Genomic DNA, 16,842 nt, shown 5'->3' on the forward strand with positions numbered 1-16,842 from the left:
AGGGGCGACTCTTGCCGCCATTGCCGTTTGTGAGGGGGAATGCATGATCGTTCGGGAACGCTCGCCAGGCGCCAAGCTGCTGTTTGCCTGCCTCATCGGCCTGGCGCTGGCGATCCCGCTGCTGATGGTCTTCGCGCTGGTGTGGGACCGCCAGGGCCAGTCGCAGACCGCGCAGGCCAGCATCACCCAGGGCTGGGGCGGGCCGCAGGTCGTTTCCGGGCCGGTGCTCGTGATCCCCTACAAGACCACGCAGACCAACACCGAGGAGCAGAACGGCCAGCGCGTCGCACGGACCGTCGAGGTGGAACGCGAGCTGTTCGTCGCCCCTGTCGAACATCGCGCGACGACCCAGATGCAGCCCGAGATCCGGCGCAAGTCGATCTATGCCAGCGTGCTCTACGACGCAGCGATTTCGGGCACGGCGCGCTTTGCGCTGCCTGCCGATCTCCCCCGCTACGGCATCGCGCGCGAATCGTTGGAAATGAACCGCGCCGAGGTGCGCTTTGGCGTGTCAGACGCGCGCGGCCTGCGCGGCGGCAGCAAGGTCGTGGTCGCGGGCACGCCTGTGCCACTCCAGCCGGGCAAGGGCCTCGCCGCCAGCGGCAATGCCGGGTTCTTCGCTTTTGTGACCTGGGACGGCACGGCCCCGCTCGACGTAGCCTACAATTATGGCCTGCGCGGCAGCCGCTCGCTCGCGCTGGTGCCGCGCGGCGCGCACACCCGCTGGCAGGTCCGCTCGACCTGGCCCAGCCCGAGCTTCGGCGGCAGCTTTCTGCCCGATACCAAATCGGTCGCGGGAAGCGGCTTCTCTGCCGACTACGCGGTGACCAACCTTGCCCTCGGTCAGGCGCCGGTGTTGTCCGACGATCCCGGACCGCCGCAGCTTCTCGGCGACGAATATGCCACGTCTCCGGTCGCGATCGGCGGCGGCGATCGCGGGCCGAGCGCGGCGATGAGCGTCGACCTGATCGAACCCGTGAACCTCTACGCGCAGGTCAATCGGGCGGTGAAGTATGGTTTCCTGTTCATCGGCTTTACCTTCCTCGCCTTCCTGATGTTCGACATTGTCGGCGGCGCGCGGGTCGCGGCGGCGGAATACCTGCTGACCGGTGCGGGACTCGTACTGTTCTTCGTGCTGCTGCTCGCCTTTGCCGAAGTGATCGGCTTCACGCCGGCCTACCTCCTCGCCAGCGCGGCGATCATCGGGCTGCTGACGGCCTACAGCGCGGCGGTGCTGGGGACGTGGGCGCGGGCGCGGTTCATCGGCGCGCTGCTCGTCGGGCTCTACGCGCTGCTCTATGTCCTGCTGAACCTCGAGGCGTGGTCGCTCCTGATCGGATCGCTGCTGCTGTTCGCGGCGCTGGCAGGGGTGATGTTCGCCACCCGGCGGATCGACTGGTCGGCCATCGGCAAGCCGGGGACCGATCCGGCCCCGGCGGCCTAGCGGCGGCGCAGACGCTCGCGGTTGAGTTCGCCGACCGAGTGGACGCCCATGAGCTTCATCGCGCGCACGATCTCCTCGCTCAGGATGGTCAGAGCGCGTTCGACCCCCGCCTGGCCAGCGGCCGCGAGCGCATAGAGGTATAGCCGGCCACCCGACGCGGCGGTTGCCCCCGTGGCGAGTGCCTTGAGCACATGCGTGCCGCGGCGGATCCCGCCGTCGCAGATGATCTCGATCGCGCCGCCCACGGCGTCGACGATCTCGGCCAGTTGGTCGAAGGGCGCGCGGCTGCCATCGAGCTGGCGGCCTCCGTGGTTCGATATCATGATCGCGTCGGCCCCGATCTCGACCGCGCGGCGCGCGTCGGCCGCGCTCATCACGCCCTTCAGGCAGAAGGTGCCGCCCCATTCCTGACGGATCGAGGCGGCGGTATCCCAGTCCATCGACTGGTCGAGCATCGTATTGAAGTATTCCTGGATCGAGACCGCCTTGCCGGTGCCCTCTGAAACGTGACCGTCGAGGTGGGGCAGGCTGAACTTCTCGCGCAGGACATAGTCCAGGGCCCAGCGCGGCTTGATCGCATAGCTTAGCGCCGAGTTGGGGGTGAAGCGCGGCGGCGAGGTGAAGCCGCTGCGCAGGCAGCGCTCGCGCTTGCCCGAGACGATCGTGTCCACGGTAAGCGCGATGGCGTCGAATTTCGCGGCCTGGCAGCGCTCGATCATCGAGCGGTTGAGGCCCTTGTCCTTGTGGACGTAAAGCTGGAACAGCTTGGGGCCCTTGGTCAACGCAGCGATTTCCTCGATGCTGACGGTCGCCAGGCTGGAAATGCCGAACCACACCCCGAACTTCTCCGCGGCGCGCGCCACGGCTCGTTCGCCCTGCCAGTGGAACACGCGCTGAAGAGCGGTCGGCGACAGCATCAGCGGCAGCGCGCTTCGGCGCCCCATGATCGTGCACGAGGTGTCGATCTCGGCCACCCCGGCGAGCACGTCCGGCACGAGGTCGACGTCGCCATAGGCGGCGGTGTTGCGGATGCGGGTCTGCTCGTCGTCGGCGGCGCCGTCGATGTAGTCGAAGACCGGCCACGGTAGCCGCGCTTTCGCAAGGCGGCGGAAATCGTCGATGTTGTGGCAATCGGTCAGGCGCATCCGATGCGCGCTACGCGATTATGCCCGCGCGTTGAAGTCCGCTTTCGTCAGCGCCGCGAAGCGATGGTCTGGACGACTGGCGTGGCGGTGTAGGTGGGGCCGGCGGCGAGTACGGGAGCGGGGACGGCGACCGCTTCGCCTTTTGTATGCTCCACCTTGGGTGTCGGTGCCCGCAGCGCGGCAATGACCTGGGGCGTCGCGGGGCTGGCAGGGTAAGCGCAGCCGCGCTGCTTGCCCACGCCCTTCAGGAATGCCCGGCGCACCGACCCTGCATAAAGCGCGCGATCCCAGGCCTTCTGGTGAGCATTGGCGCCGGTCACCTCGCGGATCACCCCGCGAAAGGGGATGAAGCTGCCGATCAGCGACTTGGCAATGGCGCCCGCACTGTTGCCCATCGTTTCGCCCCGGGTCTTGCCGGTAGCCACGTCGATGTCGTCGCCCAGCGCCACGTCGAGATCGACGATGGCGGTCGTGAGGCCGGCACAGGTCGCGATCCCGTTGAGCGAGTAGGGATCGCTGATCGCCGAGGACAGGACGACGGGGATTCCCTTCTTGACGATGTTCATGTCGGACAGCGGGCTGAGCGCGACGTCCTCGGCGCGAACGTTGGCCGGATCGACTGCGGTCTGGGCGAGGGCGGGGGTCGTGGCTGCCACGCCTGAAATTAATGCGGCGGCAGCCATCAGCGGCCCTTGAAGTCGATGCATGCGTCGCGCCCCGAATTGCCGGCGCGGCGTTCTGCCGCTGCCTTGCCAGCGATTACGCAGCACGGCCGCCCCGGTTCCCGCGCCTCCGCCGGTTCAGCGTTTGAACGCCGCGAAGGTGTCGCACTGATCCTCGTCGCCGGTTTCGATGCCTTTGCGCAGCCACTGCATGCGCTGTTCGGCCGAGCCGTGCGTGAACGCAGCCTCGACCGGACGGCGCCCGGCTTGCTCCATCAGGACGTCGTCGCCGATGGAATGGGCGGCGTTCAGGCCTTCCTCGAGATCGCCGGCCTCGATCTTGTCCTTGTTGCGCGATGCCCAGACGCCTGCATAGCAGTCCGCCCGAAGTTCCATCGCCACCTGAAGCTGGTTCGCCTGGCTGGGATTCTGCGCCTGCGCGCTCTGAATCTGTTCGGCAAGGCCGGTCAGCGCCTGGATGTGGTGGCCGTATTCGTGCGCGATCACGTAGTTGCGGGCGAAATCGCCGCTGGCACCAAGCCGCTTGTCCATCTCGGTGTAGAAGTCGGTATCGAGGTAGATGCCCTGGTCGTTGGGGCAATAGAACGGCCCCATCGCGCTCTGCGCGGTGCCGCAGCCCGAACGGCCCATCTGCGAATAGAACACCAGCTTGGGCGGAGTGAACGGGATGTTTGCCTGCTGAAACAGCGGGGCCCAGGTCTTGTTGAGCGAGGACAGCGAATTGCAGCTTTCCTTGCTGAACTGGTCGACGTTGCAGCTCTCGCTGGCGTTGGTTCCGCCCTGCGTCGTGACCTGACCGGAATCGCTGCCGGCCATCGTCCCGAGCATCTGCGAGGGATCGACCCCAAAGACGAGCGCGGCGATCAGCGCAATCACGATGCCGCCGCAGCCGACCCGGCCGCCGGTGCCGCCGATGCTGAAGCCGCTGCCGCGCTGATCCTCGACATTCACGCTGTTGGGATCGAAATCGTCGAGCCGCATAACACCCTCCCCCTTTGGCGCCGCCTGGCGCGAACTTGGAACTGGACAAGACCGCGCCGTCTCGCAACAGGCGTGGGACCTTCCTGACACAAAACCCGGAGCTTTCGAATGTTCCTCAGTGGAAAATCCGCCATCGTCACCGGCTCAACCTCCGGGATCGGTCTGGCCTACGCCCGCGCGCTCGCCGCCGAGGGTGCGGGGCTGGTCATCAACGGCTTCGGCGACCGCGACCAGATCGACGCGCTGTGCGCCGAGCTTGCGGCGCAAAGTGGTGCGAAAGCGGTATATTCCGACGCCGACCTGATGCGTCGCGACGGGGTGGAGGCGCTCGTCGCCACCGGGGTCCACACTTTCGGCGGGGTCGACATCCTCATCAACAATGCCGGGATGCAGCACGTCGCCCCGGTCGAGGAATTTCCCGTGGACAAGTGGGACGCGATCATCGCGCTCAACCTCACCGCCGCGTTCGATGCCGCGCGCCTTACGATCCCGCACATGAAGGCCAAGGGATGGGGTCGGATCATCTCGACCGCCTCGGCGCACTCGCTCACCGCCTCGCCGTTCAAGTCGGCCTATGTCGCGGCCAAGCACGGCATTGCGGGCCTGACGAAGACGATCGCGCTTGAGCTGGCCACGAGCGGCGTGACCGCCAACTGCATCAGCCCCGGCTATGTATGGACCCCGCTGGTCGAGGGGCAGATCCCGGACACCATGAAGGCCCGCGGCATGACCCGCGAGCAGGTGATGAACGACGTTCTCCTCGCCAAGCAGCCGACCAAGAAATTCGTGACGCCCGAACAGGTTGCCGCGCTGGCGGTGTTCCTGTGCCGCGACGAGGCCGCCAACGTGACCGGCGCGAACCTCAGCATGGACGGGGGCTGGACCGCCGAGTGAGAGATTTGCGACGGACCGAGGGCGGGCGGGGAACATAGGTCGCCCAGCGCGCTTTTGCTCATGTGCCGTTTATGCGATGAAGCGTAACGGTTCAGCGGCGAAGCGAGTGGGGGATTTGGTCAAGGTGGGTCTGCGCAGAGCATTGCTTGCCCTGGGCCTCGCCGTGGTCTCCGTTTCGCTTCCCGCAGGCGGCGCGGCAGGCAAGGCATCGCCATCGGTCGAAGCCGCGTTGCGGGATCATATCTCGATCCTCGCCAGCGACGATTTCGGCGGGCGCGAACCCGGCACCGAAGGCGAGCAGAAGACGCTGCGCTACCTCGCCAAGGAGTGGTTCGAAATGGGGCTCGTCTCCGGCACCAACGATCCGGGCAACGCCTGGTTCGCGCCGGTGCGGGTGGTCGAGCGGGTGCCCGACAAGTCGTTCGCCAGTTTCGAGCGGGGCCGCCGCAGGCTGACGGCGACGCAGGACGGAATCCTCATCCTGACCTCTGGGGCCCGCAACCTGGTCGAGAACGCCCCGCTTCTTTTCGTGGGCCGGGCCGATGGGCCACTGCCTACCCGGACCGAACTCGCCGGAAGGATCGCGGTCCTTCTCGACGGGCCGAACGGCGCCGCGGCCGCGGCGGGGGAAGATCGGCAGAGCGCGCTTCTGGCAGGCGGGGCGGCGGCCGTGCTCACGGTGCTCGACGGTCCGCGCACGCTTGAGGATGTTGCCGCACGCCGCCACCGCGCGGGTTATGCGCTGGCCGAAGATTCTGTGGGGGGAGACCTCGAAGGGTTCATGAGCCCCGCCATCGCCGCCCGCGTCTTAGGTGCGCCCCTTGCCGACCTTGCCCGCTCCGCCGATGCGGCAGGCTTCGTGCCCCGTCCGTTGGGGGTGAACGCGACGCTGGAGGCGACGACCCGCGAGACGCGAATCAACACGCATAATCTCATCGGCAAGCTTCCTGGCCGCCAACCCGCCAAAGGGGCGGTGCTGCTGGTTGCCCACTGGGACCACTTCGGGACCTGCGCGGCGCCGCCGGCCGAGGACCTGATCTGCAATGGCGCGGTCGACAATGCCAGCGGCCTCGCGGTGATCACCGAAGTCGCGCGCGCTCTCGCTCGCGGAAAGCCGCTCGATCGCGATGTCTATCTGCTTGCGACCACGGCGGAGGAACTGGGTCTGCTCGGCGCCGAGGCATTCGCCGAGAACCCGCCGCTGCCGCTCGATCAGATCGTCGCCGCGTTTAATGTCGACAGCGATGCGCTGGCCCCCGCCGGCCGGCCGCTGGCGATCGTCGGCCACGGCAAGACCGGCCTCGACGCGGATATCCTGCGGCTGGCCAAGTCGCTGAAGCGCACGGTGGAGGGCAACCCGGTGGCCGACAGCTTCCTGCGGCGGCAGGACGGCTGGGCATTGCTGCGCCACGATATTCCGACCGTGATGGTCAGCAGCAGCTACTCGGATCCGGTCCGCCTCGAGAAATTCATGGAAGACACGTACCATCGCCCTTCGGACCAGGCAGGACCCGGGCTTGAACTGGGCGGCGCGGCCGATGACGTCGGCTTCCACATCGCGATGGTGCGCTGGTTCGCGGACGCCAAGAAGTTTCCTGCCAAGGCGCGTTAGCGCGGCGTGGTTCCTTACACGTCGGGGGCTTCCACATCGCGATGGTGCGCTGGTTCGCCGACGCCAAGAAGTTTCCTGCCAAGGCGCGTTAGCGCGGCGTGGTTCCTTACACGTCGGGGACGTTGGCGGTTTCCAGGCGAGTGCCGGGATACTGGTAGAAGCGCCCGCTTCGCTTCTCCCAGAAGCCCGCTCCGATCGCATTTGCAAAGCGCTGGGCGAGCTTGAGATCGGGGTACCACTTGCCGCGGCGGTGGGGTGTAACGAAGCGAAAGACTGTCATGGTTTCGCGATAATTCACCAGCGCGCCGGCGGTTCCGCAACGGACTGGTCTTGCGACAAAGTTTTACTTTTTGCGCATCGTCGAACGGTTTGTCGCAACAAAAAAGGCGGCCCCGAAAGGCCGCCTACTTGTCTCGGTTTGTGCCGAACGATCAGCGCGAATAGAATTCGACGACCAGGTTCGGCTCCATCTTCACCGGGTAGGGGACCTCGTCGAGCGTCGGAACGCGGACGTAGGTGACCTTGTCGGTACCGTCGGCCGAAACATAGTCGGGAATCTCGCGCTCGGGGAGCGACTGCGCCTCGATGATCAGCGCCATTTCCTTGGCCTTGGTACCCAGGCTGAGGACGTCGCCCGGCATCACGCGGCGGCTGGCGATGTTGCACTTCACGCCGTTGACCTGAATGTGGCCGTGGCTGACGATCTGGCGAGCGGCGAAGATCGTCGGGGCGAACTTGGCGCGATAGACCACCATGTCGAGGCGCTGCTCGAGCAGGCCGATCAGGTTCTGGCCAGTATCGCCCTTCATCCGGCTGGCTTCGGCATAGGTGCGCTTGAACTGCTTCTCGGTGACGTCGCCGTAGTAGCCCTTGAGCTTCTGCTTGGCGCGGAGCTGAACACCGAAGTCGGAGATCTTGCTCTTGCGGCGCTGGCCGTGCTGGCCGGGACCGTAGCTGCGGCGGTTGACCGAGCTCTTGGGACGGCCCCAGATGTTCTCGCCCATGCGGCGATCGAGCTTGTACTTCGACGAATTGCGCTTTGACACGGCGCGTTCCTTTCAATTTGCTGCCCGCCGGGGCAAGCCCCAGCCGGAGGTGTGGCACAGGCGTTGAACCGCCCGTTGTTCGAACCCGGAGCCGCACCATCCAGCCAGATGCTGGATGCGGCCGCCGCTTCACCGGGGTGCGGGGCCAATTGCGAAGGCGCGCCCATGGCGGGCGGGCCGCGGAAAGTCAAGCTTGGCGTGATCCTCAGCGACGCGGCGTGCGGTTGAGCGCGCTCAGCACCCCGCGGAAAGTGCGCACCTCGAGACTGTTCCAGCCCGGCTTGGTCAGCATGTTGCGCAAGGTCAGGCGCGTCGCGGTCGCGCGGCTGTGCGGCGTGAAATAGTCGCGCGGCTCGAGCATCCCCTCGATCTGCGCGATCATGCCCTCCAGTTCCTCTTGCGGGGCAGGGGGAAGCAGGTCCTCGGCCGGAGGCTGGGCCAGCGCTTCACCCTTCGACCACTCGTAAGCGCACAGAATCACCGCCTGAGCCAGATTGAGCGAGCCGAACTCGGGATTGATCGGCACGGTGATTATGGTGCGCGCCAGGGCCACGTCCTCGGTTTCGAGGCCGGCGCGCTCCGGCCCGAACACGATTGCGCTGCGCGCCGGTGCGCTACGGATCGCAGCGGCCGCCGCCGCCGGATCGACAACCGGCTTGCTCACGCCGCGCTTGCGGACGGTGGTGGCATAGACCCGCGGGCAATCGTGAACCGCTTGGGCCAGGGAGGCGAAGACTTGGGCACGCTCCAGCACCAGGTCGGCGCCCGCCGCGGCCGGTCCGGCCGAAGGATTGGGCCAACCGTCGCGCGGGGAGACGAGGCGCAGTTCGGTCAGTCCGAAGTTGAGCATCGCGCGCGCCGCCTTGCCGATGTTCTCGCCAAGCTGGGGACGAACGAGGACGATGACCGGGGCAGGGGACACGAACTCAGCTCCCGCCAATGTCCCGTACCGAGCTGGCGAATTCCTCGAAGTCCCGCGCCTCGGAAAAGTCGCGATAGACGCTGGCGAAGCGAATGTAGGCGACCGAATCAAGCTGGCGCAGTCCGTCCATCACCATTTCGCCGATCGCCTGCGCGCGGATCTCGCTTTCGCCCATCGTCTCGACCTGGCGGACGATGCCTGAGACGAGCTGGTCCAGACGTTCCTGGTCGATCCCGCGCTTGCGGGTCGCGAGGGCGACGCTGGTCTCGATCTTCTCGCGGTCGAAGGGCTCGCGCTTCTCGCCGCTTTTCACCACGGTCAATTCGCGCAGCTGGACCCGTTCGAAGGTAGTGAAGCGGGCGCCGCAGCTCTCGCACTGGCGCCGCCGACGGATCGAGGTGTTGTCCTCTGTCGGCCGGCTGTCCTTTACCTGGCTGTCGTCATGCGCGCAGAACGGGCAGCGCATCTACCGCTGCAGGCGCCGGTAGAAAGCGTAGCCCGCACCGGCGATCAGCCCCATCGGCAAGGACACGACAGGCAGGAGAGCGCCCGCCACGGCGCCAATCGCCGCGCCGGTCAGGACCGGCTTGGTCGACGGGTGGGCGAGGCCTTCCTTGGCCATGCCGGCGATTTCGGCCTTGGCATCGGCAACGAGATCGCGGTCGGGATCATTGGGGCCAGTCATGTTCAAAGCTCCGGGTAAATGGGAAAGCGTGCGCACAGGTCGGCGACCTGGCCGCGCACGCGTTCCTCGATCTGTGCGTCGCCGGCTACGCCGTTGTGAGCAAGTCCGTCAACCACTTCGGAAATCAGGCGGCCGATCTCGGCAAACTCTTCTTCGCGAAACCCGCGGGTCGTCCCCGCCGGAGTGCCGAGGCGGATACCAGAAGTGACGAAGGGAGAGCGGGTGTCGAACGGGATGCCGTTCTTGTTGCAGGTGAGCCAGGCACGATCGAGGCCCTTTTCGGCCGCCTTGCCGGTCACGTCGCGCGCAGTGAGGTCGACCAGCATCAGGTGGTTGTCGCTCCCGCCCGAGACGATCCGCAGACCGTGCTGGGAGAGACTGGCCGCCAGCGCGCGCGAGTTGGCGACGATCTGGCTCGCATAGGCCTTGAACTCGGGCTTCAGCGCCTCGCCGAAGGCAACGGCTTTCGCGGCGATGACGTGGACCAGCGGCCCGCCCTGAAGGCCGGGGAACACCGCGCTGTTGAACTTCTTGGCCAGATCCTCGTCGTTGGTCAGGATCACGCCCGAGCGCGGCCCGCGCAGCGACTTGTGTGTGGTCGTCGTGACGACGTGGGCATGGGGGAACGGGCTGGGATGCGCGCCGCCGGCGACGAGGCCCGAAAAGTGCGACATGTCGACCATCAGCCACGCACCGACCTCGTCGGCGATCTCGCGGAAACGAGCGAAGTCCCAGGTGCGGGAATAGGCGGTGCCCCCCGCGATGATCAGCTTGGGCCGGTGCTCGCGCGCGATGGCGGCGACCGCGTCCATGTCGAGCAGCTCGTCATCCTTGCGCACGCCGTAGGGGATCGGCTTGAACCACTTGCCGCTCATATTCACGGGCGAGCCGTGGGTAAGGTGGCCGCCGGCATTCAGGTCGAGCCCCATGAAGCTGTCGCCGGGGTTGAGCAGGGCGAGGAATACCGCCTGGTTCATCTGGCTGCCCGAGTTGGGCTGGACGTTGGCGAAGGCACAGCCGAACAATTGCTTGGCGCGCTCGATCGCCAGCGTCTCGACAACGTCGGCATATTCGCAGCCGCCGTAGTAGCGCTTGCCCGGGTAGCCCTCGGCGTACTTGTTGGTGAAGACCGAGCCGGTCGCTTCGAGCACGGCCAAACTGGCGATGTTCTCGCTCGCGATCAGCTCGATCTTGTGCTGCTGGCGTCCGAGTTCGCCGCGAATCGCGGTATGGACTTCAGGGTCCGCGCTGGCGAGATGCTCGGTGAAGAAGCCGGCGGTGCGGATCGGGGCATTGGCCTCGAGGGTGGCGGTCATGCGGAAACTCCGGAGTTGCTGTCGGCGCGGTGCGGGGGATGGGAGAGCTTGTCCACCCGGCCGCAGTGGCGACCGCCCGAAAACGCTGTGGACAGGAAGGTGTCGAGGCAGGCCACCGCCATTTCGGGGCCGAGCAGGCGCGCGCCCATCGCGATGACGTTGGCATCGTTGTGCTCGCGCGCGAGGCGGGCGGAAAGCGGTTCGGAAACGAGGGCGCAGCGCACTGCGGCCTCGCGGTTCACGGCGATCGAGATGCCGATCCCGGACCCGCAAAGGGCGACCCCGTATTCCGCAGTTCCGTCTGCCACGACCGAGGCCAGCTTGTAACCATAGTCGGGATAGTCGACGCGCTCGGCGGTTTCCGGCCCGAGGTCGGCGACCTCGTGGCCCTGCTCGATCATGTGCTCGCGCAGGAGGGCTTTCAGCTCGATGGCGGCATGGTCGGAAGCGATCGCGATACGCAAGGCGGCTCCGTTTCGATTGGTGGATTCGGGTAGGCCCCCGCGCATAGTGCGAACGGGCGCGGAAGGCCACATGATATGGCTTTGGACCGCATTTGCGCCATGCGGTGCTGGAATGGAGCCGGATCCTGCCTCCGCGGATTGCGTAGCCGAGGGATTGCGGCCATCGTGCCGCAGGATCGGGACGTAAAGATAATGAGGGCAGGTCACTTGTCTGGCTTCGTGGCAGCCGCGCTGGCGATAATCGCCTGCGGTGCCTCGACCGCTGCTCTAGGGCAGGCGCCGGGCGCGCCGCCGTCAGTCACTGATCCGTCGCTGCCGCAGCCCGCGCCGCTCGTCTGCCCTGCGCCCGCCGCTGCTGTGGTGATGCCGACATCGGGACTGACGTTCACCCTGCCGCCCGATCCTGCGGATCCCAACGCCCTGGCCTGCGCTCCATCGGAACCGCCGCCCCCGGTCCGCCCGCCGGCGCCGAGCCTCTTTCACATGATGGCCCTGCCGATCGGCTATTCGCCGGCGCTGCGCAAATGGGAACATGCCCGCGAAAGCTCGCTCGCCGGGCATCCCGGTCCGTGGGAAGAACTTGTCGCGCAGGCCAACCGGGTAACCGGCGGCAACCCGATCGGCATGGTCAATCAGTGGGTTAACTGGCACGTCCGGTATCGCAACGATCCGTCCGACGAATGGGCCAGCGCCGCGACCACTCTGGCCCGCGGATACGGCGACTGCGAGGACTTTGCGCTCGCCAAGATGGCGTTGCTGGGCGCTCTCGGCATTCCCGCCGATAGCATGTACCTGGTTCTTCTCCATGATCGGCAGGGCGATCAGCACGCGGTTCTCGTGGTCAGCCGCGAAGGCCGCCGCTACGTCCTCGACAATCGGACCGACCGGCTGCTGACCGCCGAGCAGGTCGACGATTACACCCCGATCCTGAGCTTCTCGGGCTCGTTCGCGTGGACTTACGGAAAGCCGATGCGCTGAACCCACGGTCCTGGCTGTTCCAGCCAAAGAAAAACCCCGCCGAAGCGGGGCCTTTCCTTACTGATCCAGAAACGAGCGCATCTTGCGGCTGCGGCTCGGGTGCTTGAGTTTTCTCAGCGCCTTGGCCTCGATCTGGCGGATGCGTTCGCGGGTCACCGAGAACTGCTGGCCGACTTCTTCGAGCGTGTGATCCGTGTTCATACCGATGCCGAAGCGCATCCGCAGCACGCGCTCCTCGCGCGGGGTGAGGCTGGCAAGGACCCGGGTGACCGTTTCCTTGAGATTGGCCTGGATCGCGGCATCGACCGGGATGATCGCGTTCTTGTCCTCGATGAAATCGCCGAGGTGCGAATCCTCTTCGTCGCCGATCGGCGTCTCGAGGCTGATCGGTTCCTTGGCGATCTTCATCACCTTGCGAACCTTTTCGAGCGGCATCGAAAGACGCTCGGCCATTTCCTCCGGCGTCGGCTCGCGGCCCTGCTCGTGCAGGAACTGGCGGCTGGTGCGGACCAGCTTGTTGATCGTCTCGATCATGTGGACCGGGATGCGGATCGTGCGTGCCTGATCGGCGATCGAGCGGGTGATGGCCTGGCGGATCCACCAGGTGGCGTAAGTGCTGAACTTGTAGCCGCGGCGGTACTCGAACTTGTCGACCGCCTTCATCAGCCCGATGTTGCCTTCCTGAATGAGGTCCAGGAACTGCAACCCGCGGTTGGTGTACTTCTTGGCGATCGAGATCACGAGGCGCAGGTTCGCCTCGACCATTTCCTTCTTGGCGATGCGCGCCTCGCGCTCGCCCTTCTGGACCATGTTCACGATCCGCCGGAATTCACCCAGCGACATGCCGGTGGCCGAGGCGATGTCGGCAATCTCGGCGCGGATGCGCTCGACTGCATCGGCCTCGTTCAGCGCAAAAGCGCTCCACTTCTTGTCCTTGCCGGCCATGTCCTGCAGCCAGACGTCGTCGAGCTCGCGCCCGACATAGCTGTCGAGGAAGTCCTTGCGTGGCACCTTGTGGCGTTCGGCGAGGCGCAGCATCTGGCCGCCGAGCGCGGTCAGGCGGCGGTTGAAGGCATAGAGGTTGTCGACCAGGTATTCGATCTTCGAAGCGTGGAACTGCACGCTCTCGACCTGTGCGGTGAGCTCTTCGCGCAGCGACTGGTACTGCTTCTCCTTGGCCGCGGGGAACGGATTGCCCACGCCCAGCGCCTCGAGCCGGTCGCCCTGGATTTTCTCGAACTTCTTGAAGAGCGAGGTGATCAGTGCGAACTTCTCGAGCGCCTCGGGCTTGAGCTGCGCTTCCATCTGCGCGAGGCTGAGAGTGTTGTCCTCTTCCTCTTCCTCGACCGGGCGGCGGGTCCGGGGCTCGCCATCCTCGTCCTCGTCGGCCTCGGGCTCTTCCTCGACGTCCTCTTCCTCCTTGTAGGAGGGGCCGGCCGTCTTCTCGGAGATTTCGGCATCGTCGTCTTCCTCGCCGTCCTCGGTGAGGTTCTCGGGCGCGGGCTCCTTCGACAGCATCGCGTCGAGATCCAGGATCTCGCGCAACTGCATCTCGCCGGCATTCAGCGCTTCTGACCAGGTGATGATGGCGTGGAAGGTTATGGGGCTTTCGCACAGCCCCAGGATCATCGTGTCGCGCCCGGCTTCGATCCGCTTGGCGATGGCGATTTCACCTTCGCGGCTGAGCAGCTCGACCGCGCCCATCTCGCGCAGGTACATCCGCACCGGATCGTCGGTGCGCTCGACGGTTTCCTTTTTCTTCTCCAGCGCGGGCTTCTCGCCCACGCCGTCAGTATCCTCGATCTCGTCAACCGCGGGATCTTCCGCCTCGGCGGCATCCTCGTCGCTCTCGACGATGTTGACGCCCATTTCCGAGATCGCGGCCATGATGTCTTCGATCTGCTCGGAGTTCATCTGGTCCTGCGGAAGGGCCTCGTTGAGCTCGTCGTAAGTGATCACGCCGCGCCTCTTGGCGCGCGCGATCAGCTTCCTGATCGAGGCTTCGTTGAGGTCGATGAGCGGCGCATCGCCGCTTTCAGTCTTTTCGGTTGCCGCCATTTTGCCCGTTCAATTCGTGATCGTTGCCCGCTCGCGCGGTCGCCCTTTGCATCAAGCGCCGTTCGAACGCCAGTTCTCTCTCGTTCAAACGCTTGAGTTCGACCGATGCTCCCTCGGGATCATCGACAAATCGTGCCAGCGCCGCTTCCTTCGCCTCGCGCAGTGCCGGCCGTTCGACCAGCATCGCCACCGCCGCGGCCAGTTCTTCCGCCGCTGCGGCGCTGTCCGCAGCGGGATCGAGAAACGCGAACCGCTTGCCTGCATAGTCGCTCGGTGCGACGGGCGGAATCCGCCGTTGGGCCAATATGGTATCGACCGCGCCCGGTTCAAGCAGAGCGCCGCCGTCGGATACTTCGAGCAGCGCCTCGATCAGCGTGGCGAGGCGCATGTTTGGCGCGCGCATCCGCGCCAGCGCGTCGCCGTGACGGGGAAGCAGCGAGGGATGCCGGATGAAGCCGGCGATTACCGCCGCGAACAGGGTGTCCTGCGCCTCGCTCCCGCTTGCCGCGCGAAGCCGCCCCGCGCTGGCCGGGGAAAGCGGCCCCGCGAAGGGACGCTGCGGCGCGCCCTTTGTCCACGTTTTGTCTACTGTCCGCGATGGGCGAGGGGCGAATGCCAGCGCATCGTATCGATCGAGGAGGTCGCGGCGGTAGAGGGCCTTGATGTCGGTGTCCTGGATCGTCGCCACATGTTCGAGCAGCCGCGCCTTCAAGCCTGCCTTGTCCTCGGGCGTGACGAGGGGGGCGGCCGTGCGCTCTGCGTCCCAGAGCGTTTCGACCAGCGATCGTGCCTCTCCCAGTAGCGCGAGCATCGCACCCGATCCGCGCTGCTTGATCAGGTCGTCGGGATCGAGCCCGGCCGGAAGCGTCGCGATCGCGAGACTGTGCGCGGGGCGAAGGAGCGGCAGGGCGCGGACGATCGCGCGCCTGGCCGCGCGCTGCCCGGCGGCATCCCCATCGAAGCAAAGCACCGGCGTTTCACAAACGCGCCAGAGCAGCTCAATCTGCGCCTCAGTCAGCGCGGTTCCTAGCGGCGCGACCGCCTCCTCGATCCCCGCGGCGGCCAGCGCGACGACATCCATGTAGCCTTCGACCACCACGAGCCGCCCGGACTTGCGCGCCAGCGGACCGGCGCGGTCGAGGTTGTAGAGCGTTCGTCCCTTGTCGAACAGGGGGGTGTCGGGCGAATTCAGATACTTGGGCGCATCTGTTTTGGCGGGATCGAGGATACGTCCGCCGAAGCCGATCACTGTCCCGCGAGGATTGCGGATCGGCAGCATCAGCCTGCCGCGAAACCGGTCGTAAGGCTCCTTGTCGTCGACTTTGATCCGCAGACCGGCCTCGACCAGCAATTCGCCCGGGATCTGGCGCAGTGCGTCTTTCATGGCGGTCCGGCTGTCGGGCGCGAACCCGAACCCGAAGCGCTCGACGATATCGGCTGGAAACCCCCGGCCTTCGAGATATCGGCGGGCGGCCGCGCCTTCCGGCGCCGCGAGGCAGGCAACGAACCACGTTTGCGCTGCCGTCGTGACGTCACTCAGGGTCTGTGCCTGTTCGGCCCGGGCAGCGGCGCGGGGGTCGGCCGCAGGCACATCCATCCTCGCTTCGGCAGCCAGCTCCTTTACTGCGTCCATGAACGCCAGCCCGCGCTGGTCGGTCATCCAGCGGATCGCATCGCCGTGCGCGCCGCAGCCGAAGCAGTGATAGAAGCCCTTCTCGTCATTGACCGTGAAACTGGGCGACTTCTCGTTGTGGAACGGGCAGCATGCCTTGAATTCGCGTCCGGCCTTGGTCAGGCGGGTGGTCCTGCCGATGACCGCCGAGAGCGAGATCCGCGACCGGAGTTCGTCGAGAAAGGCGGGAGAAAGCAACATCGGAAGAAGCGGCGGATCCTTGAGCAAGCGGGCGGCAAATCCCGCATGGCATTGGGGTGAGTCGGGATAGCATGGCTGGGGGAGCGCACGCGACCCTGCGCCCGCCCAAAAGCGCGAAAATCAGGCCAATGCGGCTTTAACCAACCCGCTGGCCTTGCTCATGTCGAGTTCGGTGCCGTGGCGAGCCTTCAGTTCCGCCATCACCTTGCCCATGTCCTTGACGCTGGTGGCGCCAAGCTCGGCCTTGATCGCGGCAATCGCGGCGTTGGTCGCAGCCTCGTCCATCTGGCTTGGCAGGTATTCCTCGATCACAGCGAGTTCCGCCTGCTCCGCGTCGGCGAGTTCCTGGCGACCGCCCTGCTGGTAAAGCGCGATCGATTCGCGCCGCTGCTTGGCCATTTTCTGCAGCACCTCGACGACGACGGCATCGTCGTCCGGAACCTGGCTCGCCGTTCGCAACTCGATATCACGGTCCTTCAGCTTGGCCATGATCAGCCGGATAGCCGCGGTGCGGGGCTTGTCGCCGGCCTTCATCGCCGCAACCTGCGCGGACTTTATCTCATCGCGAATCATCGTGGGTGCCCGTCCTGTCGAGAATATGCCTGTCGTGAATGTGGCGTTGAGCCGGGCGCCTTGCCCGACCACTCGACAGGGGATAGCGGCAAAAATCCTTAGTGGGTAGGCGGCGGCGGGGTTGACCCCCCGGTATCCGGGGTCTAGCGGACGAGCCTTAGCGACATC

At 66.2% G+C, this 16,842-nt stretch carries 17 protein-coding genes; 4 read left to right on the forward strand and 13 right to left on the reverse strand.

Translation table 11 applies throughout. The annotated features are described in order from the left end of the window. Positions 1-43: 43 nt before the first annotated feature. Positions 44-1,444: a cell envelope integrity protein CreD gene (creD, locus tag ACFO0A_RS08625; protein ID WP_379538602.1), complete on the forward strand. Its 1,401-nt coding sequence runs from the start codon at positions 44-46 to the stop codon at positions 1,442-1,444. On the opposite strand, the gene ACFO0A_RS08630 is transcribed toward creD, so the two are convergent. The 3 genes from ACFO0A_RS08630 to ypfJ form a co-directional block, all read right to left on the reverse strand. Beyond that, a complete protein-coding gene (locus ACFO0A_RS08630) occupies positions 1,441-2,589 on the reverse strand; it encodes an alpha-hydroxy acid oxidase (RefSeq protein WP_379538603.1) in 1,149 nt (382 codons plus the stop codon). The two genes, creD and ACFO0A_RS08630, sit on opposite strands and share 4 nt — an antisense overlap. Positions 2,590-2,636: 47 nt before the next feature. Beyond that, on the reverse strand, positions 2,637-3,296 hold the full coding sequence (locus ACFO0A_RS08635) for a hypothetical protein (RefSeq protein ID WP_379538604.1): 660 nt from the start codon (positions 3,294-3,296) through the stop codon (positions 2,637-2,639). Between the two features lie 93 nt (positions 3,297-3,389). Beyond that, positions 3,390-4,253 (reverse strand): KPN_02809 family neutral zinc metallopeptidase, encoded by an 864-nt coding sequence (ypfJ, locus tag ACFO0A_RS08640; protein ID WP_379538605.1) that lies wholly within the window; start codon positions 4,251-4,253, stop codon positions 3,390-3,392. Between the two features lie 108 nt (positions 4,254-4,361). On the opposite strand from ypfJ, the gene ACFO0A_RS08645 reads away from it, so the two are divergent. Beyond that, complete coding sequence (locus tag ACFO0A_RS08645) at positions 4,362-5,147, forward strand: 3-hydroxybutyrate dehydrogenase (RefSeq protein WP_379538606.1); 786 nt, start codon at positions 4,362-4,364, stop codon at positions 5,145-5,147. A gap of 106 nt (positions 5,148-5,253) precedes the next feature. Then, a complete protein-coding gene (locus ACFO0A_RS08650) occupies positions 5,254-6,759 on the forward strand; it encodes a M28 family peptidase (RefSeq protein ID WP_379538607.1) in 1,506 nt (501 codons plus the stop codon). A 106-nt stretch (positions 6,760-6,865) separates the two neighbouring features. Here ACFO0A_RS08650 and ACFO0A_RS08655 read toward each other — a convergent pair whose 3' ends face one another. The 7 genes from ACFO0A_RS08655 to rpiB all read right to left on the reverse strand — a co-directional run bounded on the left by ACFO0A_RS08655 (position 6,866) and on the right by rpiB (position 11,192). Then, the gene (locus ACFO0A_RS08655) at positions 6,866-7,057 is read right to left on the reverse strand and encodes a hypothetical protein (protein ID WP_379538608.1); all 192 of its coding nucleotides are present in this window, start codon (positions 7,055-7,057) and stop codon (positions 6,866-6,868) included. A gap of 133 nt (positions 7,058-7,190) precedes the next feature. Beyond that, complete coding sequence (gene rpsD / locus ACFO0A_RS08660) at positions 7,191-7,805, reverse strand: 30S ribosomal protein S4 (protein ID WP_379538609.1); 615 nt, start codon at positions 7,803-7,805, stop codon at positions 7,191-7,193. Positions 7,806-8,010: 205 nt separating this feature from the next. Then, positions 8,011-8,727 (reverse strand): RNA methyltransferase, encoded by a 717-nt coding sequence (locus tag ACFO0A_RS08665; protein WP_379538610.1) that lies wholly within the window; start codon positions 8,725-8,727, stop codon positions 8,011-8,013. A 4-nt stretch (positions 8,728-8,731) separates the two neighbouring features. Beyond that, complete coding sequence (gene nrdR, locus ACFO0A_RS08670) at positions 8,732-9,193, reverse strand: transcriptional regulator NrdR (RefSeq protein ID WP_379538611.1); 462 nt, start codon at positions 9,191-9,193, stop codon at positions 8,732-8,734. Continuing rightward, positions 9,194-9,412 (reverse strand): hypothetical protein, encoded by a 219-nt coding sequence (locus ACFO0A_RS08675; protein WP_379538612.1) that lies wholly within the window; start codon positions 9,410-9,412, stop codon positions 9,194-9,196. Positions 9,413-9,414: 2 nt separating this feature from the next. Continuing rightward, a complete protein-coding gene (glyA, locus tag ACFO0A_RS08680; RefSeq protein WP_379538613.1) occupies positions 9,415-10,728 on the reverse strand; it encodes a serine hydroxymethyltransferase in 1,314 nt (437 codons plus the stop codon). Next, positions 10,725-11,192 (reverse strand): ribose 5-phosphate isomerase B, encoded by a 468-nt coding sequence (gene rpiB, locus ACFO0A_RS08685; protein WP_379538614.1) that lies wholly within the window; start codon positions 11,190-11,192, stop codon positions 10,725-10,727. Before rpiB ends, glyA begins: the two co-directional genes overlap by 4 nt. 192 nt (positions 11,193-11,384) lie before the next feature. Here rpiB and ACFO0A_RS08690 point away from each other — a divergent pair, with 192 nt between their 5' ends. Continuing rightward, positions 11,385-12,170, forward strand: coding sequence for a transglutaminase-like cysteine peptidase (locus tag ACFO0A_RS08690; protein ID WP_379538615.1), 786 nt, complete (start codon positions 11,385-11,387; stop codon positions 12,168-12,170). Positions 12,171-12,227: 57 nt separating this feature from the next. Here ACFO0A_RS08690 and rpoD read toward each other — a convergent pair whose 3' ends face one another. The 3 genes from rpoD to ACFO0A_RS08705 all read right to left on the reverse strand — a co-directional run bounded on the left by rpoD (position 12,228) and on the right by ACFO0A_RS08705 (position 16,674). Next, complete coding sequence (gene rpoD, locus ACFO0A_RS08695; protein WP_379538616.1) at positions 12,228-14,228, reverse strand: RNA polymerase sigma factor RpoD; 2,001 nt, start codon at positions 14,226-14,228, stop codon at positions 12,228-12,230. Beyond that, a complete protein-coding gene (dnaG, locus tag ACFO0A_RS08700) occupies positions 14,206-16,101 on the reverse strand; it encodes a DNA primase (RefSeq protein WP_379538617.1) in 1,896 nt (631 codons plus the stop codon). The genes rpoD and dnaG overlap by 23 nt, the downstream gene beginning before the upstream one ends. Before the next feature lie 120 nt (positions 16,102-16,221). Then, on the reverse strand, positions 16,222-16,674 hold the full coding sequence (locus tag ACFO0A_RS08705; protein WP_379538618.1) for a GatB/YqeY domain-containing protein: 453 nt from the start codon (positions 16,672-16,674) through the stop codon (positions 16,222-16,224). Positions 16,675-16,842 lie beyond the last annotated feature (168 nt).

The organism is Novosphingobium tardum, from assembly GCF_042652045.1.
Classification (GTDB): Bacteria; Pseudomonadota; Alphaproteobacteria; order Sphingomonadales; family Sphingomonadaceae; genus Novosphingobium; species Novosphingobium tardum.

What these genes read in the sequence shown, in the direction of transcription:
- creD (WP_379538602.1), top strand. Translation starts at nt 44, where the DNA reads ATGATCGTTCGGGAACGCTCGCCAGGCGCCAAGCTGCTGTTTGCCTGC.
- ACFO0A_RS08630 (WP_379538603.1), bottom strand. Translation starts at nt 2,589, where the DNA reads ATGCGCCTGACCGATTGCCACAACATCGACGATTTCCGCCGCCTTGCG.
- ACFO0A_RS08635 (WP_379538604.1), bottom strand. Translation starts at nt 3,296, where the DNA reads ATGCATCGACTTCAAGGGCCGCTGATGGCTGCCGCCGCATTAATTTCA.
- ypfJ (WP_379538605.1), bottom strand. Translation starts at nt 4,253, where the DNA reads ATGCGGCTCGACGATTTCGATCCCAACAGCGTGAATGTCGAGGATCAG.
- ACFO0A_RS08645 (WP_379538606.1), top strand. Translation starts at nt 4,362, where the DNA reads ATGTTCCTCAGTGGAAAATCCGCCATCGTCACCGGCTCAACCTCCGGG.
- nrdR (WP_379538611.1), bottom strand. Translation starts at nt 9,193, where the DNA reads ATGCGCTGCCCGTTCTGCGCGCATGACGACAGCCAGGTAAAGGACAGC.
- ACFO0A_RS08675 (WP_379538612.1), bottom strand. Translation starts at nt 9,412, where the DNA reads ATGACTGGCCCCAATGATCCCGACCGCGATCTCGTTGCCGATGCCAAG.
- glyA (WP_379538613.1), bottom strand. Translation starts at nt 10,728, where the DNA reads ATGACCGCCACCCTCGAGGCCAATGCCCCGATCCGCACCGCCGGCTTC.
- ACFO0A_RS08690 (WP_379538615.1), top strand. Translation starts at nt 11,385, where the DNA reads ATGAGGGCAGGTCACTTGTCTGGCTTCGTGGCAGCCGCGCTGGCGATA.
- rpoD (WP_379538616.1), bottom strand. Translation starts at nt 14,228, where the DNA reads ATGGCGGCAACCGAAAAGACTGAAAGCGGCGATGCGCCGCTCATCGAC.
- dnaG (WP_379538617.1), bottom strand. Translation starts at nt 16,101, where the DNA reads ATGTTGCTTTCTCCCGCCTTTCTCGACGAACTCCGGTCGCGGATCTCG.
- ACFO0A_RS08705 (WP_379538618.1), bottom strand. Translation starts at nt 16,674, where the DNA reads ATGATTCGCGATGAGATAAAGTCCGCGCAGGTTGCGGCGATGAAGGCC.